Consider the following 18,312-nt stretch of genomic DNA (forward strand, 5'->3'; position numbering starts at 1 on the left):
GAGGAACCTCATGGAAAAAACCATCAAAAAAATACTCGTTGCCAACCGCGGTGAAATCGCCATCCGTATATTCAGGGCGTGTACCGAGCTCAATATCCGGACCGTTGCGGTTTATTCTAAAGAAGATTCAGGTTCCTATCACAGATACAAGGCAGATGAAGCCTATTTAGTGGGAGCAGGGAAAAAGCCGATTGATGCGTATTTAGATATTGAAGGAATCATTGATATCGCTAAAGCGAACGATGTGGATGCTATCCACCCAGGCTACGGGTTCTTATCAGAAAACGCTGACTTTGCAAGGCGATGCCGTGAAGAAGGCATTATTTTTGTCGGACCTAAAGAAGAACACTTAAATATATTCGGAGATAAAGTGAAAGCCCGTGCTGCTGCTGTGGAAGCTGATATTCCAGTTATACCGGGCAGCGGCGGACCAGTAACCAGCCTGGAGGAAGTGCGGTCTTTTGCTTCAGAGCACGGATACCCAATTATTATTAAAGCGGCGCTCGGCGGAGGCGGCAGAGGGATGAGGATCGTTCGCAGTGAAAACTCACTCGCTGAAAGTTATGACCGGGCAAAATCTGAAGCGAAAGCGTCGTTTGGAAAAGATGATGTGTATGTAGAAAGGTTTATAGAAAAGCCAAAGCATATTGAAGTTCAGATCATCGGGGATCATGATGGTAATATTGTCCACCTTTATGAAAGAGACTGCTCCGTTCAAAGAAGGCATCAGAAAGTTGTCGAGGTCGCTCCGAGTGTTTCACTCAGTGAGAAGTGCAGGCAAGACATTTGTGAGTCAGCCCTCAGGCTGATGAAGCATGTCGGCTACTACAACGCAGGAACCGTAGAATACTTAGTTACGAGCAGCGAGGATTTTTATTTTATTGAAGTGAACCCTCGCGTTCAGGTTGAACATACGATTACAGAAATGGTTACAGGGATTGATATCGTTCAATCACAGATTTTGATTGCTGGCGGCCATTCCCTCCACAGCAGGGAAGTTGCTATTCCAAAACAAGAGGAGATCGCCTGCCACGGTTATGCCATTCAATGCCGTGTAACAACAGAGGATCCTGCCAATCAGTTCATGCCGGATACCGGCAAGATTATGGCTTATCGTTCGGGCGGGGGCTTTGGAGTACGCCTGGATGCAGGAAATGGATTTCAAGGAGCGGTCATCACACCGCATTATGACTCCCTTCTTGTTAAGCTGTCTACTTGGGCCCTGACATTCGAGAATGCCGCGTCTAAAATGCTGCGGAATTTAAAAGAGTTCCGTATTCGAGGAATTAAAACAAACATCGAATTTCTCGAGAATGTAGTCAAACACAAAAACTTTTTATCCGGACAATACGACACATCATTCATTGACTCCACGAACGAGCTATTCGTGTTCCCGAAAAGAAAAGACCGGGGAACAAAAATGCTCTCGTACATCGGCAGCACGACCATCAACGGATTTCCAGGTCTTGAAAAGATCGAGAAGCCTTTATACAGTGAAACGCGTATTCCTGCAGTTAAATATTCGGATGATGCTCGCCCAGGAACGAAGCAGATTCTCGATGAAAGAGGGCCTGAAGGACTGGCTTCATGGGTGAAGGACCAAAAGAAAGTCCTTCTAACCGACACCACTTTCCGCGACGGCCATCAGTCATTGCTAGCGACACGTGTTCGCACACACGATCTCCTTAAAGCGGCGGATCCTGTGTCAAAGCTATGGCCAGAGCTGTTTTCACTTGAAATGTGGGGCGGTGCGACATTTGATGTGGCTTACCGGTTCTTAAATGAAGATCCATGGGAAAGACTGCTCAAGCTGAGAGAGCGTGTACCGAATGTATTGTTTCAAATGCTGCTTCGTGCATCGAACGCTGTCGGCTATAAGAACTATCCAGATAACGTAATCACAGAGTTTGTCAAGCATTCCTCACAGGCTGGAATCGATGTATTCAGAATCTTTGACAGCTTGAACTGGGTGGAAGGGATGAAGACTGCTATCCACGCTGTACGAGATGCAGGGAAAATAGCGGAAGCTTCAATCTGCTATACAGGTGATATCCTTGACCCTTCCCGTTCCAAATATGACCTTGCGTATTATGTCAGCATGGCAAAGCAATTGGAACAGGAAGGTGCACATATTCTGGGAATTAAAGATATGGCTGGCCTTTTAAAGCCGCAAGCAGCGTATGACTTAGTCAGTGCCTTGAAAACGGAGACGAGCCTTCCTATCCATCTTCATACACATGATACGAGTGGAAACGGGATCTTCACGTATGCGAAGGCGGTGGAGGCAGGTGTTGACATTGTCGATGTAGCAGTAAGCTCCATGGCCGGTCAGACATCGCAGCCGAGCGCGGATTCTCTATACTATGCTCTGGCAGGCAACTCAAGGCAGCCAGATCTTAGCATACAAAATGTAAAACAAATGTCAGCCTACTGGGAAGATGTGCGTAAATATTATCAAGGGTTTGAAAGCGGGATGGCAGCTCCCGATCCAGAAGTTTACGAACATGAGATGCCAGGCGGGCAGTTCTCGAACCTGCAGCAGCAAGCAAAAGCAGTAGGGCTTGGAAACCGCTGGGATGAAGTGAAACAAATGTACAGAAGAGTGAACGATATGTTCGGCGACGTGGTCAAGGTAACGCCATCATCAAAGGTTGTCGGAGACATGGCACTATATATGGTCCAAAACAGCTTATCAGAAGATGATGTGTATGAAAGAGGAGACACCTTAGATTTTCCTGACTCCGTAGTCGAGTTCTTCCAGGGCTATCTTGGACAGCCCTATCAGGGATTCCCGCAGGAGCTTCAAAGGATTGTGTTAAAAGGGAGAGAACCCCTTACGGTAAGACCAGGTGAGCAGCTGGAGGCAGCTGACTTTATGGATATAAAGGAAACGCTCTTCCATAAGCTCGGACGCCAAGTAACCATGTTTGATGCTTTGTCATACGCGCTTTATCCTAAGGTATTCTTAGACAGAGAAAAGGTCTTCAACCTCTTCGGAGATGTCTCTGTTTTAGATACGCCAACCTTCTTCTACGGCATGCGGCTTGGAGAAGAAATCAACATTGAAATCGAACAAGGTAAAACGCTGATCGTAAAATTAGTTTCGATCGGAGAACCTCAAAAGGATGGCTCGCGAGTGGTTTATTTTGAATTGAATGGACAGCCGCGAGAGATCGTTGTCATCGATGAAAGCGCCAAGGTTACAGAAGCGGTTAGGAAAAAAGCTGACCCTTCTAGTCCTGAACAGATCGGTGCTGGTATGCCGGGAACGGTTGTAAAAGTATTGGTTGAAAAGGGCGAGAAAGTGAAAAAAGGCGACCATTTGATGATCACAGAAGCGATGAAAATGGAAACGACTGTACAAGCGCCGTTTGATGGAACGGTTAAAGAGATTTTTGTTGCAGGTAGCGATGCGATTTCTCCGGGCGACCTGCTGCTGGAACTAACGAAATAACAGGACAGAGAGGTGCTTTGTCGGGCATCCCTCTCTGCTGCAAAATAAAGACCGTCCTTCTTGCTGTTGTTTAACAGGGAGAAGGACGGCCTTTTGCTTATTATGTTTTTCGATAGGCGGCCATAACAAGAAAGCTTAACGTACCGAACAAACATGATATGATGACACCATGAGATAAGGCAGCAAAAAGATTCAAGTTGGACAGAACGACGATAGCTCCGCTTGCTGCTTGCAGGGTAATGAAAAGTGAAGCGAGAATAAATCCGATCTTGGCATTGCGGTCTTCGCGGTAATGCTTATGCGCATAAGCTGCTGAAAGAAGAATCCAGATAAACAGGATGAAAGCGGCAATTCTATGAAGGAACTGAATGCCAGCCGCACCCCCAAGCTCCGGGAGCCATTCTCCATTGCAAAGCGGAAAGCCTGTGCATCCAAGGCTCGATTCGGTATGGCGGACGAGTGCTCCTGTATAGACGACAAGATACAAATAAATGAAGAGCAAGTAAATGTTCTTTTTAAACCCGGATGAAACGTTCATCACAAACGGGTTGTCTTGCTTCTCAAAAGATAGTACGGCGATCAAGAGCACGCTGGCAAATGAAATCAATGAAAAGCCGAAATGAAGGGCGAGAACGGCGGAAGATTGACTCCATATAACAGCCGCTGCACCAAGCAGACCTTGAAGTACAATAAAGAAAACGGCAACGCATGCTAAAAATTTCATTCCTTTAATGTGACCGTACTTTTTCCATGCCCAGACTGCGAGTATGATGACAAGTATGCCAAGCCAGCCTGAAACGATTCGGTGGCTGTATTCAATCATCGTTTCAAGCTTAGGGGCGGATGGAAGGACTTGGCCATAGCATAGTGGCCATGAATTACCGCAGCCATCGCCAGACCCTGTCTTTGTTACAATTGATCCCATGAGCAAAACCAACAACATTCCAAAAGTGGTAAATAGGCTGTACCACTGAAAAGCTCTTTTCATATAACCATCACCTGTTTCTTATAAATATGGATAATTTCACAAATTTGTAAAAAATAAATCTAGTATAAAAAAGGGCAGGATAGTACATATAATATAGGTTAATGTCGATTTTAGTCAAAGTATACAAAGTCCGGGATTTGTTTTATAATGTTATAGGACATTTCCTTGACAAGTCTATCCTATCACACCGTACCTTGATGATGAGGCCGCGATTGTGAACAGATATGGACATTTTGCTGTTAAGGAGGCAATTCCCTTTTCAGCTTAGTTATTATTTTGCAAGTGTTTTATTAGGTAAAGGAGGTGTTATCAGTGGGTAAAACAGAAACAACTTTCGAAGCAGCCAATAAGGTTATGGAACCCGGACCTTTATCAGAAGCCAATCCAACAGGCACTTGGAAAGACTTTTTAACGATCGCGAAGCTCGGCATCGTGATGAGCAACCTGATTACGACGTTTGCAGGCTTTTTCTTAGCCGTTAAGTATACGAACTTAAACTTCACTGAGCAGCTTGTTCCGATGGTACTCTGTTTATTAGGAGCCGCGCTTGTCATTGCGGGCGGCTGCTGTTTGAACAATTATATCGACAGAGACATCGACCAGTTGATGGAAAGAACGCTCGAGCGTCCGACCGTAACCGGCAGAATTAATGCCAATCAAGTCCTTTGGGTCGGAATTGTAACATCCGCTGTCGGTACGCTTCTTTTGGCGCTCACGACTTTAACGGCGGCAGTCCTTGGCCTTATTGGACTATTTGTATATGTCGTCGTATACACGATGTGGCTGAAAAGGACGCATTCTATTAACACGGTTGTAGGCGGCATTTCTGGCGCCGTTCCTCCGCTTATCGGCTGGGCGGCTGTAGATGCGAACCTGCATCCGATCGCGTGGATTTTGTTCTTGATCATGTTTCTTTGGCAGCCTCCGCATTTCTTGGCACTTGCCATGAAACGCTGTGAAGAATATCGCAACGCAGGAATTCCAATGCTTCCGGTTGTCTCAGGTTTTGAGATGACAAAAAGGCAGATGATTTGGTATACAGCTGCGCTGCTTCCTGTATCGCTTTATTTGTATGATTTCGGAACCGTCTATGTCATCCTTACAGCGCTGCTGGGTACAGGCTGGCTCGTGCTGGCCATATCAGGATTGCGTGCGAAAGACGATATTAAATGGGCAAGAATGATGTTCGTTTATTCTCTGAACTACTTGACGATTATGTTCGTCGCGATGATTCTCGTTAACATAAAATAATCATTCTGGCAGAACAGCACTTTTCAGTGCTGTTCTGCATTGCCTTTACATAAAAGGGCTTACATTTTGGCTGCGCTATTTTTGTCCGGCATTGAACCGGATTGAATAGATACATTTTTATCAGTAATAACAACGAGAAAGTGGGGTTTTATGAAGTGATGAAAAAATGGCTTCAAAAGGGACGAATGTTTTCCCTGATTGCCATGTTAGCGATTCTGCTGACTGGCTGTGGTGATCCGACATTGTCAACACTTATTCCTCAGGGAGATGTGGCGGACAAACAGTTCCAGCTTATGCTCATTTCGATCAGCATAATGATCTTGGTTCTTGTAGTAGTATTTGTTCTTTATTTCTTTGTTCTTATCAAGTTCCGTAAAAAAGAAGGCGATGATTCCATCCCTGAACAAGTTGAAGGAAATCACTTGCTTGAAATTCTTTGGACGGCTATTCCAATCCTATTGCTTATCATCCTTGCTGTTCCAACAGTAATGCGAACATTTGAGTTTGCAGCAGATGCAAAACCATCTAAGGATGAACTGAGCCTGAAGGTAACCGGCCATCAGTACTGGTGGGAATTTGAATATCCAAAAGAAGAGCTGATCACGTCACAGGAGCTAGTACTTCCAGTTAACACGAAGGTTCACGTTGAATTATCTACAGCAGATGTCATTCACTCCTTCTGGATTCCTTCTCTTGCAGGAAAGACAGATACGAACCCAGGGGATGGAAGCAAGAACTACATGTGGTTTGATACAGGAAGCAAGGAAGCTGTCTATAAAGGGAAATGTGCAGAGCTTTGCGGTGCTTCTCATGCTTTGATGGACTTTAAAGTTAAAGTAGTCTCTCAGGAAGAGTACAAAGCTTGGGTTGAAGGATTCAAGAGTGCTGATGCTTCAACAGGCAATGCTGATGGCCAGAAAGTGTTCGAAAAGAACTGTTTATCTTGCCACGCTGTCGGTGATAAAGGCGGAGCAACAGGTCCTAATCTGACAGGATTTGGCGACAAAGAAAAAATCGCTGGTTTCATCGATCATGATAAAGAAAACCTTAAAAAATGGATCAAAGATCCTCAAGAAGTGAAGCCTGGCAATGAGATGCCTAAGCTGAATTTAAGTGATGAAGAAATCGATGCCGTTTCGGATTATTTGATGGAATTGAAACTACAATAGTACCGTATTTGGCAAGTTAAAGGAGGTAATACCACTGTCTACTCACGCAAGTCACACAAAGAAAAGTGGGCTGATGGACTGGCTCACGACAGTCGACCATAAGAAAATCGGTATTTTATATTTGCTATCCGGCGGGTTCTTCTTCCTTATCGGGGGATTAGAAGCAATTTTGATGCGTATCCAGCTGATCAAACCGGAAAATGATTTTGTTTCTGCTGAAATGTTCAACCAGCTGTTAACGATGCACGGAACGACGATGATCTTCCTTGCCGCGATGCCGATTATATTCGCGTTTATGAATGCGATCGTTCCGCTGCAAATCGGGGCGCGAGATGTTGCGTTTCCATACGTGAACGCAGTAGGATTCTGGCTTTTCTTCTTCGGGGGCGTGCTTTTAAACTTAAGCTGGTTCCTTGGCGGAGCGCCAGATGCTGGATGGACGGCTTATGCCCCGCTATCCACATCCTCAGAAGGCCACGGCGTTGATTTTTACGTATTAGGTCTTCAGATCGCTGGTGCAGGTACACTGGCAGGAGGAATTAACTTCCTCGTGACGATCATTAACATGAGAGCACCAGGAATGACGTTTATGCGTATGCCGTTGTTCACATGGGCATCATTCGTAACATCTGGACTTATTCTTTTCGCTTTCCCTGCTTTAACAGTAGGATTTTTCTTGCTGATGTTCGAGCGAGTTTTCGGAACTCATTTCTTTAATGCGGATATGGGCGGAAACGTTCTAATCTGGGAGCACATTTTCTGGATCTTCGGTCACCCTGAAGTATATATTCTCATTCTTCCAGCTTTCGGAATCATTTCTGAAATCGTTTCAACATTCTCTAAGAAGCGTCTTTTTGGTTACAGTGCGATGGTATTCGCGACTGTTCTGATTGGATTCTTAGGATTCATGGTTTGGGTTCACCACATGTTTACAGTTGGACTTGGCCCTGTCGCCAACTCGATCTTCGCTGTTGCAACAATGGCGATCGCGATACCAACGGGTGTTAAGATCTTTAACTGGATTTTCACAATGTGGGGCGGAAAAATCAGCTTCACGACACCGATGCTTTTCGCTGTCGGATTTATTCCAACATTCGTAATGGGCGGGGTAACTGGGGTTATGCTTTCTGTTCCAGCAGCTGACTATCAGTATCATGACAGCTATTTCGTCGTCGCTCACTTCCACTATGTAATTGTTGGCGGTTTGGTTCTCGGATTATTTGCCGGATTATACTACTGGTACCCGAGAATGTTTAACCGTGTGTTGAACGATACGTTAGGAAAATGGAATTTCTGGCTGTTCTTTATCGGCTTCCACCTGACATTCTTCCCTCAGCACTGGCTAGGATTAATGGGAATGCCGCGCCGCGTATTTACATACATGAGCGGACAGCAATTAGATTCATCAAACTTTGTTTCTACAATCGGCGCATTGTTGATGGGAGCAGGTACAGTAGTATTGTTTATTAACATTATTGTTTCCGCATCAAAGAAAAATATTGCATCAGCTGATCCATGGGATGGACGTACACTTGAGTGGGCGATGCCTGTACCAACTCCAGAATATAACTTTGCACAGACTCCCCTTGTTCGCGGTCTTGATGCACTTTATGTGGAGAAAACAGCTGGAAACGGCAAGATGACACCAGCTGAGCCAGTTGGAGACATTCATATGCCAAACGGATCAATCTTGCCGTTTATCATGTCTCTGGGAATGTTTATTGCGGGGTTTGGCTTCATCTATGCCAACTGGTATGCAGCAGGCGGCGGAATGGGAATTGTATTGATTACGATGTTCCTTCGTTCTGTTATTGACGATCACGGCTACCACGTTCATAAAGAAGAAGTTGAAGCAGATATTAAAGGGGGTAGAGCTTAATGCATGCCGATGAAAGATTGACGGACGCGAATTTTCCTGATCATCCGGAGAAAGCTACCCTTGAAGGCAAAAATAAGTTTTTGGGCTTCTGGCTTTTTCTTGGCGGAGAGACGGTGCTGTTCGCAACCCTTTTTGGAACCTATTTAGGTCTTAGAAACATGCACATGGATGGACCATCCGGCGAAGAAATTTTCAAGCTTCCGATGGTATTCGTCGCAACAATGCTTCTTTTAACGAGCTCGCTGACGAGTGTTTACTCTGTGCTTGCGATGAAACAAAATCGAGTGAAAGCAATGCAGGGATGGTTTATCGTTACACTCATTCTCGGTCTTGCTTTCCTTGGACTTGAGATTTATGAGTTCGTGGAATATGTCCACGAAGGGCATACGTTCACTAGCTCTGCATTCGGTTCCGCGTTCTATACGCTTGTCGGCTTCCACGGCGGACACGTACTGTTCGGATGTTTATGGCTTACGACATTGCTAGTAAGAAACTGGAACCGCGGTTTAACACTCGTAAACGCGCCTAAGTATTATTTGTTTGCCCTTTACTGGCACTTTGTTGACGTTGTATGGGTATTTATCTTTACAGTCGTTTATTTGATGGGGAAGGTGGGGTAATCCATGGCAGATCTTCACAGCAAGTCTGATAAAACCATTCACCGCCATGAAGCGCTGCAGAAGAAACTTGCATTGAAAGAAGAGCGCAAGCATCATAATGTTTCCTTTGTTATGATGATCCTTCTGACTCTTGTTGCGTTTTATGCGATTTCTAGTGACAAAATCGGCGATTCTTTCGCTGTCATGTTTATCCTGGTCTTAGCCGTTGTACAGGTGTTTTTCCAGCTCTATATCTGGATGCACTTGAGCCATAAAGGCCATGAATTTCCAATCTGGGGCATGGCGAGCGGCATCTTGATCGCAGCCATCACGGTTGCTTCACTTATGGGAATGATCTGGACTTCTTAAGTCTTAAGAGCTGCATGCTGCGTGCAGCTCTTTTTATTTTGGTCATCTTCCCATTAGTATGTTTTTCTGCGATTCGTTCATCCGATGGACACTTTACAGCAGTATACAAACACGTTAGTCTTAAGGAAGAACTTGTTATGTCAAGGAGTTGAACACTGTTGAATCATCATCATGCTAAAGCTGATTTATCACATTATAGTTTTTTCGAGTTGTACCAACCTGAAATTTTGCTGCTTGTTCTGGCTGCTATGTATCTGTATTTTAGAAAAACGGGAACAGGTGCCACTCTTCTGCAAAAGGTAAGCATGATGGCTGCCTTGGCATTGGTGTATGTTGTGAAAGGGAGCCCATTAAGCATCATCGGTCATCATTATTTATTCAGTGTACATATGGTCCAGATGGCCATTCTCTATTTAATGATTCCGCCGCTCGTTTTATATGGCATTCCGGAGCGTTATTGGCAGCAGATGCTGCAAGGCAAGACAGTGTGGCATCATCTATTCACATTTCTTACGAAGCCGCTGATCGCGATTATTTTGTTTAACGCTTTGTTCTCTTTGTATCACTTGCCCCTTATTTTTGATACCGTGTCCAACGCTGCTGTTCTTCATTACGTGTATCACAGTATTTTGCTCATTACGGCCTTTACGATGTGGTGGCCAGTCATGACTCCTGTGGAAACAAATGATCAGCTGTCTGATATTAAGAAAGTGGGGTATATCTTTGCAAACGGCGTTTTAATGACCCCAGCCTGTGCTCTTATCATGTTTGCAGACACTCAGCTATATGCTGCATACGAAGGGGTGCCGCAGTTATTTTCATACATGCCTCCACATGAAGATCAGCATGTTGGCGGAGTGATCATGAAGATTATTCAGGAAGTAGTTTATGCCTTTGTTTTAGGTTTAATCTTTTACCGCTGGGTTAAAAAAGAGAGGATCAAAGACAAAGAAGACCTAGAGAGCATCAAGCAAAGTGCCCTTGCACCGCAGCACACGATCAAATAATAAAGCGAAAAAAAACTTGCCAAATGCGGCAGGTTTTTTTCGTTGATTAAGAGAAGTAAGGTATGAAATGACAATAAAAGGAGAGACAGCTATGAGAGACAGCGCAAGGTTAACCGCCCGAAAATTTATTGATGCTTTTTTTCCTGAATGTGAGATTGCCCTTCTTGCTGGGAGCGTGGTGAGAGGAGAGGAAACACAAAGCTCTGATCTGGATCTCGTGATTTTTGATGAATGTGCTGCGGATTCATACAGACAGTCTTATTTTGAATATGGCTGGCCGATAGAGGTCTTCGTTCATAACAAAAGTTCGTATCAGCGCTATTTCTTAGAAAATGTTGATCGTGCCAGACCCTCACTTCCGCAGATGTGTGCAGAAGGTATTATTCTGAAAGACAATGGCCATGCTTCACAAATAAAAAATGAAGCGCTCCAGCTTTTAAAAGCAGGTCCTGCGCCCTGGAAGGCAACAGAAATTGACATCGCGCGATATACGATCACCGATTTGCTAGAAGACTTGTCAGGATCTGAGAACGGTGTGGAAGACTTGTTCATCGTTTCGAAATTAGCTTATCTTATCCATGAATTTGTGCTGCGTGTAAACAGCCACTGGATCGGAGAAGGAAAATGGATCGTAAGAGCACTAAGGGAATTCGATCCTAAATTTGCCGATTCGTTCTGCAGTGTGTTTGATCAATATTATACAGACCGAGACAAAGAGTCAGTCATAACGTTTGCTGACCAAGTTCTTTCTCCTTATGGGGGCAGGCTGTTTGAGGGGTTTTCATCGAACAGCCATGGAAAACAGGTAATCTAAAGGACAAAAACTCCCGCGGTTTGCGGGAGTTTTTGTCCTTTTTAGCACGTTAAGAAAGCATAATTTTTTAACAGAGTAGAACTTCGGCGCAGTCAAAAAGCAATGCCAACGGTTGATTAAACGTGCAGTTCAGCTTTCAGCGCATCGATCAGCTTGTTGCAGTGTGCGATGATATGCTTTGGGAACTCTTCATCGTACTCTACTCCATGCGGATAATAATGCTTGCCCAAATACGGCTTATCGATTTCTATTTTAGCATGCGGTGTTTCTGTTTCGCCTTCGACTACGTGGCAAGGGATGCGGAAGTAATAGACATCTCCGTTTGTCATATCTTCGAATTTATAATCGTATGTAATTCTTTCATAATCCCACTGTCCTGCACGGATGATTCCATGCTGTTCCATCGTATGTTCTAGTAGTGAGAATTGAACAACCTTTTCTTCCAAACCAGTATTTTCAAAAATCATGCCTTTACCTCCTACAGTATCGATCAATCACTTCTTAATGATAGTATGAAAGCGCTAAAGATGCAATCGTTGGAAATGAAATCGAATGGATAATCTAGTGTGATTGGCAAAGAATAGGGAAGAGAAAAATTATGAAAGCAGGTACATTATGAAAAAGCTAAATGAAATCATGAGCCGAAACGTAGACGTCTGTCATCCAGACGATAATGTGTATGAAGCCGCAGTTAAAATGAAGAATGATAACGTAGGTGCCATCCCGGTTTGCAGAAACGGTGAATTGATGGGTGTCATCACGGATCGTGACCTCGCTGTCCGGTGTATAGCAGAGAAGCGGCCCGGTTCTACGAAAGTGACAGATGTCATGACTAAGGATCTGGTAACGGCAAGCCCGGACATGGATCTTGAAGAGGCTGCAGCATTGATGAGCTCTGAACAAATTCGGAGGCTGCCGGTCGTTGAGTCTGGAAAGCTTGTTGGAATCGTTTCAATTGGTGACTTGTCACTTCACCGTCAGTCAGATATGGCAGCTGGCCGCGCCCTGACCGATATTTCTGAAAATCGTGGCCACATTCATTAAATGTCCTGGGCACTGCCAATAACGGCAGTGTTTTTTCATATTTTAAGAAAGCATAGCGTTTTAAAAGAAAAATGACATAGGCTGTATTCAAGCCTATCGTCAGCGAAGTATTCTTTATGCAGTAAAATGGACATCCAGCTTTCACTCAAGTACATTAAATTTAGGGAACGTTTAAAGCTGCGCTTGATGGATGTCATTCGAACAGACTATGCCTCATATATGAAAATATACCCACACTTCTCTAGCGTCTATAAAGAACAGCTAATAGAAATGACTAATGGAAAGGCGGTGCATGGTGCGGATACTTCTCATTTTAATGCTTTCAGCTGTGATATTTTACTTGCTGTATTTAAAAGATGCTCCTAATAAGCCGTTCACTCTGCAGGATAAGGAAGTTAGTCCCGCTATTCAAAAACAGGAGAAGCTCGTCATCCCAAGAGAATCGGCTGTAAGCTATTTGGGCCGTACAGAGAAGGAATGGGTGAAAAAGTGGGGCAAGCCAGACCGAGTTGAATCATCTGCTTATGGTTATGAATGGTATGTATATGCGAAAGATAGAACAGCTTACATTCAGGCGGGTGTGAAAGACGGAAAGGTTGTCACTGTATATGCCCTAGGCGACAGGGTGAATGTAGAACCATTTAAGATCGGGGAGTCATCGGAAAGTGTATTAAAGAAAGCCTCGCCTAAATCTTCGGTAAACGTGGATGATCAGAATGGGCTATACCGTTTTGAACTTTCTGAAACGGATCTTAATATAAGGCCGCTGATCGCCATTAATGAGGATGTATATGCTCAGCTTTATATGGATCAGTACACACAGAAACTTTCAAGTGTGAGATATATAGCCAAGAGTGTCCTAATCAGCCAGCAGCCTTACTCGGTCGTGTTTCAAGGAAAAGCGCCTGAACAGCCTAAATTGACACCCAAGGAGCAGCAGCTGGTGGAAGAGGCAAATGAAAAGCAGGTTCTTGATATGACAAATGTAATAAGAGAACGGCATGGCCTCCGGGCTTTGATCCTGCACCGAGGAGCATCCGAGGTTGCCTACCTTCACAGTAAAGATATGGCCGAAAACGAGTACTTCTCCCATACATCACCGACAACGGGTGAATTATCAGACCGGTTAATGAAGGGCAACGTCGAGTATCGTGCTGCTGGCGAAAACATTGCGGCAAATTATACAGATGGCGCTGCAGCCGTCGAGGGCTGGCTGAACAGTGAGGGACACCGAAGGGCGATGCTGAACAAAGATTACACACACCTCGGTGTAGGGGTTTATAAAAAGCATTATACGCAAAACTTTGTAACACCATAAATAAAGGCAGACGCGTTTTAGAAGCGTCTGCCTTTCACTATCTGTTGACTTTGAAAAAGGTGCCTGTGGCGATTGCGATTTCTTGCTCTTTTTCGTTTTTGACAGTGCCTTCTGTTACAATAATCTGCCTGCCTGATTTTTTTACGCTTGCTTCACAAATAAAGCTCTCACCGATCCCAGGTGACAGAAAACGTATGTTTAGATCTAACGTGACAGCTCCTTCGTTTTTTTCAAGGTTTAAATTGGCTGCGGTGCCCATTGCGGAATCAAGAAGAGTGGATGTGAGGCCTCCATGCATGATGCCGAGTGAATTGCTTAAGAATGGCGTGTTCGGTATTTCAATTTTCACCGAACCGTCTGTTGTTTCAAGCTTGTTCATTTGCATGACAGCAGAAATGTATGTATGCATTTTTTCACTGTTTTTTGTTTCTGTCCCTTTCATAACCTGCAGTAAAAGCTCTTTATCCGCAGCTGTAGCTTTTTCGATCCATTCATTTAAAGTAGACCTCAGTTTATTGTTCAAATCCGTCATGACCACTACTCCAATCATCTAGTTTCATCTTAGTTTACTTTTATTTCTTCTATCTCGGCAACTGATAACAGAAGAAATCATAAAAATGGGCGCACCTTTTTATAGGCAGATATGTATCATGTATTAGAAGAATGTTACCTGTGGGACAGCCGGAGGTGAGAACAGTGGGAAAAAGCAAGGTGGAAGAGTTCAAAAAATTTATTGTAAAGCATCCTGCCATCATTAAAGAAGTAAGAGATCATCAAAAAACGTGGAAAGAAGTGTATAAGGATTGGGCCACACTTGGAGAAGACCATGAAATATGGCAGCGGGGCATGAAGGAAGAGAATAAAAAGAATGATCAAGCAAAATCTAGCGCTAAACAGAAGAGTGAGAAAAAGACAGATCAAGAAAAGAAAAGAAAGGAACTGACAGTAGGGGAGATCGTCTCGATGCTTGGCAAGATAAATGTCAGTGACCTACAGCAGTATATCTCTCAATTTGGCGGTGCGGTTGAAGGCATACAGCAGCTTATTCAGCATTTTCAGAGCAACCCTCAAGTGCCGACAGCCGCAGAGCGTGAAAAAGCAGCCAGTTTCCAGACGTTTCAAACCTATAAAGACTAAAGGGATGAGAGATGATGAGACAAGAAATTCTACATTACTTGAATACAAGGCCAGATTTGAAGTTTTTTATTCGGGAACGGCCTGAATGGTACCGTACCCTTAGTCGAAACCCTGGATCCATGCAGGAGCTTGAAGAGCAGGCAAAGGTATTTTTCGGGAAAACATTCGGTCAAAGAGTAGACCGGTTTCATCAGCAGCTCAAAAGCATCGGGCTGTTAATGGAACTGCTTGGAGAAGCCGGTGGAGACAAGAACAACAATCCGGGATCGTGAAGTCTGTATCTTAAGTACTTTTCTTTCTTGTTTTATGGATTATGAGAATGATTAATCGGACCTCCCTGCTTTTCACCATGAGCTACATCCGTTATAATAATAAACAGGTTAATGCAGAAGGAGGTTACCGGTTATGAGAGAGACCGTATCTCAATTATCCATATTAGAAGAGACAAGCGGATTGGCTTCCATGGTTGCTCAGTCAGAAGCGGCATCTGCTTACCGGTACTGGAAAAATGAACTAGAGTCCGATTCAGAAGCACAATCGCTGATCAAGCGATTTCAATACATGAAAGAACAGTTCGAAGAAGTCCAGCGCTTCGGCAAATATCATCCTGATTATGCAGCCGTTAATAAAAGCGTAAGGGAGATGAAGCGTGATCTTGATTTTCACAGCACGATCTCTGCTTTTAAGAAAGCGGAGAAGGAACTGGATAAGCTGCTGATCGAATGCAGCCAAATCATCGCGGAAAGTGTATCGCCGTCCATAAAAGTGCCTACTGGAAATCCGTTTTTAGACAGCAAGTCTTGCAGCGGCGGCTGCGGGTCTGGCGGAAGCTGCGGCTGCGGTTAATAGCGCGAATGCTTGAACCTGATGCAGTCAGGGCAAAGATTGCCGCAGCAGAACATTTTTTCCTGCGGTACAAGAAAACGAAAGCGGTACACGAGAAGGTGGCTATCTTCTCTTACATATTCCATCAGCAGCGAAAGTCTTTTTCCTTTTATTGACTGTGCCGCACATACTTTAATGGTATGCTCCGCTTGTTCGCGGCCGATAGTGCTTGCAAGGAGAGACACATACAAAAAAGGAATACCCGTCACTTCTTTTTTATAAGCTGACAAGCCCGTTTCACTGTGATTGAGCTGCTCGAGGAATCTTTCCCATACTAAGTCTAGTTCCATGTTAACGCCTCTTTTACGAATTGGTTGGAAGGCTAAAAGGGGTTTGCTGGATAACACGTTAAAAATCCATACGATAGAAATGAGGGAACTTGGATGATAGGCAACCGTGCCGGGTTATCGGTTTACCTGCACTCTTTAAAGTTTTCGAAACAGCTAAGGCGCTTTGGGAACGTCCATTACGTATCAAAAAAAATGAAGTATGCAGTCATTTATTGTGACGGCCTTAAAGCGGATGAAATCGCTGATAAGTTGAAATCTCTGCATTTTGTGAAGGACGTAAGAAAGTCTTTCAAGCATGAACTTAAAACAGAGTATGAAAACAAAGTGCCAGATAAAGCTAAAGAATATGATTATAAAATGGGAATTTAAAAGAGTGACCCTGTCGTTACCGAATTTGGTGAATCGGCAGGGTCTTTTCTTTTGCAGGCTCATTTGGATGAGATTGTTGGTTTAGACAGTCTGATTTTGCAATAAATCTGATGGATTTCTACTATACTTTCTGCTCTAACTCCCTGTATCAGGATTGCTTAAATCCTAACAAACAACGGCTTTTACACACTTTTATATCTTGAACAACTACTTTGAATGCTACGGTGAGAAGGTTGAACGCAGTGCAAGGTGCCGACTCCTCGAAAAAAAACTTCACTTTTTCTTGCGTTTGATGTGTTGCTGCCTTAGCGTACCTTGTCCTGCGATAAGCGTGCACCTGTAACGGAGATCAACCACTTCTCAGAATTTTAAAAGCAACATAGCTTACGAAAACAGCTTTTTTGTATTATCGGTAACTTTACTTGATCAGCCCGGCTTCCCGCATTCGTTCATTATTGCAGCGGCGGGAGCAGGTAGTTAAGGCGAAGGATTCCAGTTAAGTAATGAAAATATAATTCTTTTTCAGCAAACTCAGAAGAATGCTTCACATCGAAAACGATTGGGTCCTGCTCTATTTCTGCAGCAAAATCCATGAAAAGGCTGTAGCGCTTCGATCCGACCGGTATCCCCTCCCGGCATATGTACAGAGGTAGGAATTTACCTTCAGACGCAGGGTGAAGGGTTATGATGACCGATGCGTATTCTCTCTCTTCTTTTTTGGTGTGCAGACAAAGAAGTGTTGAGATTCTGTGCTTGCTCGTTCTTCCTAGTTCAATGAGCTCATACAAGTCAGAATATCCTTCTCCGAGTTCAATAAATTTCTGTATCATGTGATATCCCCTTTCCCTTTTCAATTTAGCACAGCACCAGCATAGAGGGAAGACAAAAGCTGAATGAAGCCGGAGCATGAAAAAAGCCTGCAGAATTTCTGCAGGCTGCCTTACAGATAGCATGCTACCCAAGGCGATGGGAGAGGAGAAACCGGAGGAAGACTTATGGGGATGTAAGTCTTCTCCGCGGTTGGCAACAACATCTTTGGATGCTGTTATGCAGTAGTATCTCCTTTTATTGGAAATCTATACGAATCAATGGAAAAGAAGAGTGATTTCATTTTAAATGGGATATATGATAGGATAAGGATTGGTAAAAGACTAAACGACTATAGGTGAGAAATTTGAGAGTAATATCAGGTAGTTGCAAGGGCAGGCCGTTAAAGGCAGTGCCAGGCACGACGACAAGGCCGACAACCGATAAAATTAAGGAATCTATCTTTAATATTATTGGCCCGTATTTTAACGGAGGGCTGGCACTGGACCTCTATGGCGGAAGCGGGGGACTTGGAATAGAGGCGCTGAGCCGAGGAATAGAAAAGGCCGTCTTTGTGGACAGAGAACAAAAGGCAATTGAAACGATTAAATTAAACCTCGAAAGCTGCGGATATAGTGCGCAGTCGGAAGTTTATCGAAACGATGCACAGAGGGCTTTGAAAGCGCTTTACAAGCGTGAGGCCGTGTTTGATCTTATTTTTCTGGATCCTCCTTATGCCAAACAGATGCTTAAAAAAGACCTTCTAAAGGTGGATGAATACAGCATGCTTGCAGAAGATGGCATAATTATTGCCGAACATGATCCTCAAGTAACGCTGCCTGAGGAAACAGAGCGGTTGATCCGGTTTAAGTATGATAAATACGGAACGGCAACAGCTGTATCATTCTATAAATATAAATAAATTGTAATAT

Annotated in this window: 20 protein-coding genes; 15 read left to right on the forward strand and 5 right to left on the reverse strand. The window is 44.0% G+C overall.

The features are described from left to right. Window positions 1-10 precede the first annotated feature (10 nt). Window positions 11-3,454 (forward strand): pyruvate carboxylase, encoded by a 3,444-nt coding sequence (gene pyc / locus ACFQPF_RS10105; RefSeq protein WP_379749218.1) that lies wholly within the window; start codon window positions 11-13, stop codon window positions 3,452-3,454. A gap of 100 nt (window positions 3,455-3,554) precedes the next feature. Here the strand turns inward: pyc and ACFQPF_RS10110 are convergent, their stop codons facing one another. Next, window positions 3,555-4,442 (reverse strand): COX15/CtaA family protein, encoded by an 888-nt coding sequence (locus tag ACFQPF_RS10110; RefSeq protein WP_379749220.1) that lies wholly within the window; start codon window positions 4,440-4,442, stop codon window positions 3,555-3,557. A 312-nt stretch (window positions 4,443-4,754) separates the two neighbouring features. Here ACFQPF_RS10110 and cyoE point away from each other — a divergent pair, with 312 nt between their 5' ends. From cyoE to ACFQPF_RS10145, 7 genes are all read left to right on the forward strand, one after another. Further along, window positions 4,755-5,693, forward strand: coding sequence for a heme o synthase (gene cyoE / locus ACFQPF_RS10115; protein WP_379749223.1), 939 nt, complete (start codon window positions 4,755-4,757; stop codon window positions 5,691-5,693). 158 nt (window positions 5,694-5,851) lie between these two features. Further along, complete coding sequence (gene coxB / locus ACFQPF_RS10120) at window positions 5,852-6,862, forward strand: cytochrome c oxidase subunit II (RefSeq protein ID WP_379749682.1); 1,011 nt, start codon at window positions 5,852-5,854, stop codon at window positions 6,860-6,862. 34 nt (window positions 6,863-6,896) lie between these two features. After that, window positions 6,897-8,741, forward strand: coding sequence for a cytochrome c oxidase subunit I (gene ctaD, locus ACFQPF_RS10125; RefSeq protein ID WP_379749684.1), 1,845 nt, complete (start codon window positions 6,897-6,899; stop codon window positions 8,739-8,741). Next, a complete protein-coding gene (locus tag ACFQPF_RS10130; protein WP_379749225.1) occupies window positions 8,741-9,361 on the forward strand; it encodes a cytochrome (ubi)quinol oxidase subunit III in 621 nt (206 codons plus the stop codon). The genes ctaD and ACFQPF_RS10130 overlap by 1 nt, the downstream gene beginning before the upstream one ends. Window positions 9,362-9,364: 3 nt before the next feature. Next, window positions 9,365-9,709 carry a cytochrome C oxidase subunit IV family protein gene (locus ACFQPF_RS10135; RefSeq protein WP_379749228.1) on the forward strand — a complete coding sequence of 115 codons (345 nt, stop codon included), beginning with the start codon at window positions 9,365-9,367 and terminating at the stop codon, window positions 9,707-9,709. A gap of 158 nt (window positions 9,710-9,867) precedes the next feature. Continuing rightward, window positions 9,868-10,716 (forward strand): cytochrome c oxidase assembly protein, encoded by an 849-nt coding sequence (locus tag ACFQPF_RS10140; protein WP_379749231.1) that lies wholly within the window; start codon window positions 9,868-9,870, stop codon window positions 10,714-10,716. 91 nt (window positions 10,717-10,807) lie between these two features. Next, complete coding sequence (locus ACFQPF_RS10145; protein ID WP_379749233.1) at window positions 10,808-11,530, forward strand: nucleotidyltransferase domain-containing protein; 723 nt, start codon at window positions 10,808-10,810, stop codon at window positions 11,528-11,530. A gap of 116 nt (window positions 11,531-11,646) precedes the next feature. Here ACFQPF_RS10145 and ACFQPF_RS10150 read toward each other — a convergent pair whose 3' ends face one another. Next, complete coding sequence (locus ACFQPF_RS10150) at window positions 11,647-11,997, reverse strand: YugN family protein (protein ID WP_379749235.1); 351 nt, start codon at window positions 11,995-11,997, stop codon at window positions 11,647-11,649. Window positions 11,998-12,145: 148 nt separating this feature from the next. On the opposite strand from ACFQPF_RS10150, the gene ACFQPF_RS10155 reads away from it, so the two are divergent. Continuing rightward, a complete protein-coding gene (locus ACFQPF_RS10155) occupies window positions 12,146-12,574 on the forward strand; it encodes a CBS domain-containing protein (RefSeq protein WP_379749237.1) in 429 nt (142 codons plus the stop codon). A 292-nt stretch (window positions 12,575-12,866) separates the two neighbouring features. Continuing rightward, window positions 12,867-13,892, forward strand: coding sequence for a CAP domain-containing protein (locus ACFQPF_RS10160; RefSeq protein ID WP_379749240.1), 1,026 nt, complete (start codon window positions 12,867-12,869; stop codon window positions 13,890-13,892). A gap of 37 nt (window positions 13,893-13,929) precedes the next feature. On the opposite strand, the gene ACFQPF_RS10165 is transcribed toward ACFQPF_RS10160, so the two are convergent. Then, on the reverse strand, window positions 13,930-14,442 hold the full coding sequence (locus ACFQPF_RS10165; protein WP_379749242.1) for a PaaI family thioesterase: 513 nt from the start codon (window positions 14,440-14,442) through the stop codon (window positions 13,930-13,932). Between the two features lie 146 nt (window positions 14,443-14,588). Here ACFQPF_RS10165 and ylbD point away from each other — a divergent pair, with 146 nt between their 5' ends. The 3 genes from ylbD to ACFQPF_RS10180 all read left to right on the forward strand — a co-directional run bounded on the left by ylbD (window position 14,589) and on the right by ACFQPF_RS10180 (window position 15,875). After that, window positions 14,589-15,029 (forward strand): spore coat protein YlbD, encoded by a 441-nt coding sequence (gene ylbD, locus ACFQPF_RS10170; RefSeq protein WP_379749244.1) that lies wholly within the window; start codon window positions 14,589-14,591, stop codon window positions 15,027-15,029. A gap of 11 nt (window positions 15,030-15,040) precedes the next feature. Continuing rightward, the gene (locus ACFQPF_RS10175) at window positions 15,041-15,301 is read left to right on the forward strand and encodes a YlbE-like family protein (RefSeq protein WP_379749246.1); all 261 of its coding nucleotides are present in this window, start codon (window positions 15,041-15,043) and stop codon (window positions 15,299-15,301) included. 133 nt (window positions 15,302-15,434) lie between these two features. Beyond that, on the forward strand, window positions 15,435-15,875 hold the full coding sequence (locus ACFQPF_RS10180) for a YlbF/YmcA family competence regulator (RefSeq protein WP_379749248.1): 441 nt from the start codon (window positions 15,435-15,437) through the stop codon (window positions 15,873-15,875). Here ACFQPF_RS10180 and ACFQPF_RS10185 read toward each other — a convergent pair. After that, the gene (locus ACFQPF_RS10185; RefSeq protein ID WP_379749250.1) at window positions 15,872-16,204 is read right to left on the reverse strand and encodes a hypothetical protein; all 333 of its coding nucleotides are present in this window, start codon (window positions 16,202-16,204) and stop codon (window positions 15,872-15,874) included. The two genes, ACFQPF_RS10180 and ACFQPF_RS10185, sit on opposite strands and share 4 nt — an antisense overlap. A 93-nt stretch (window positions 16,205-16,297) precedes the next feature. Here ACFQPF_RS10185 and ACFQPF_RS10190 point away from each other — a divergent pair, with 93 nt between their 5' ends. Beyond that, window positions 16,298-16,573 carry a YlbG family protein gene (locus ACFQPF_RS10190; protein WP_379749252.1) on the forward strand — a complete coding sequence of 92 codons (276 nt, stop codon included), beginning with the start codon at window positions 16,298-16,300 and terminating at the stop codon, window positions 16,571-16,573. A 452-nt stretch (window positions 16,574-17,025) separates the two neighbouring features. On the opposite strand, the gene ACFQPF_RS10195 is transcribed toward ACFQPF_RS10190, so the two are convergent. Further along, entirely contained in the window at window positions 17,026-17,403 is a 378-nt protein-coding gene (locus tag ACFQPF_RS10195) for a DUF7147 family protein (RefSeq protein WP_379749254.1), read from the reverse strand. Between the two features lie 344 nt (window positions 17,404-17,747). Here ACFQPF_RS10195 and rsmD point away from each other — a divergent pair, with 344 nt between their 5' ends. Further along, window positions 17,748-18,302: a 16S rRNA (guanine(966)-N(2))-methyltransferase RsmD gene (rsmD, locus tag ACFQPF_RS10200; protein WP_379749256.1), complete on the forward strand. Its 555-nt coding sequence runs from the start codon at window positions 17,748-17,750 to the stop codon at window positions 18,300-18,302. The last annotated feature ends 10 nt before the right edge of the window (window positions 18,303-18,312 follow it).

Origin of the sequence: Fictibacillus iocasae, assembly GCF_042665465.1 — a bacterium.
GTDB lineage: Bacteria > Bacillota > Bacilli > Bacillales > Fictibacillaceae > Fictibacillus > Fictibacillus iocasae.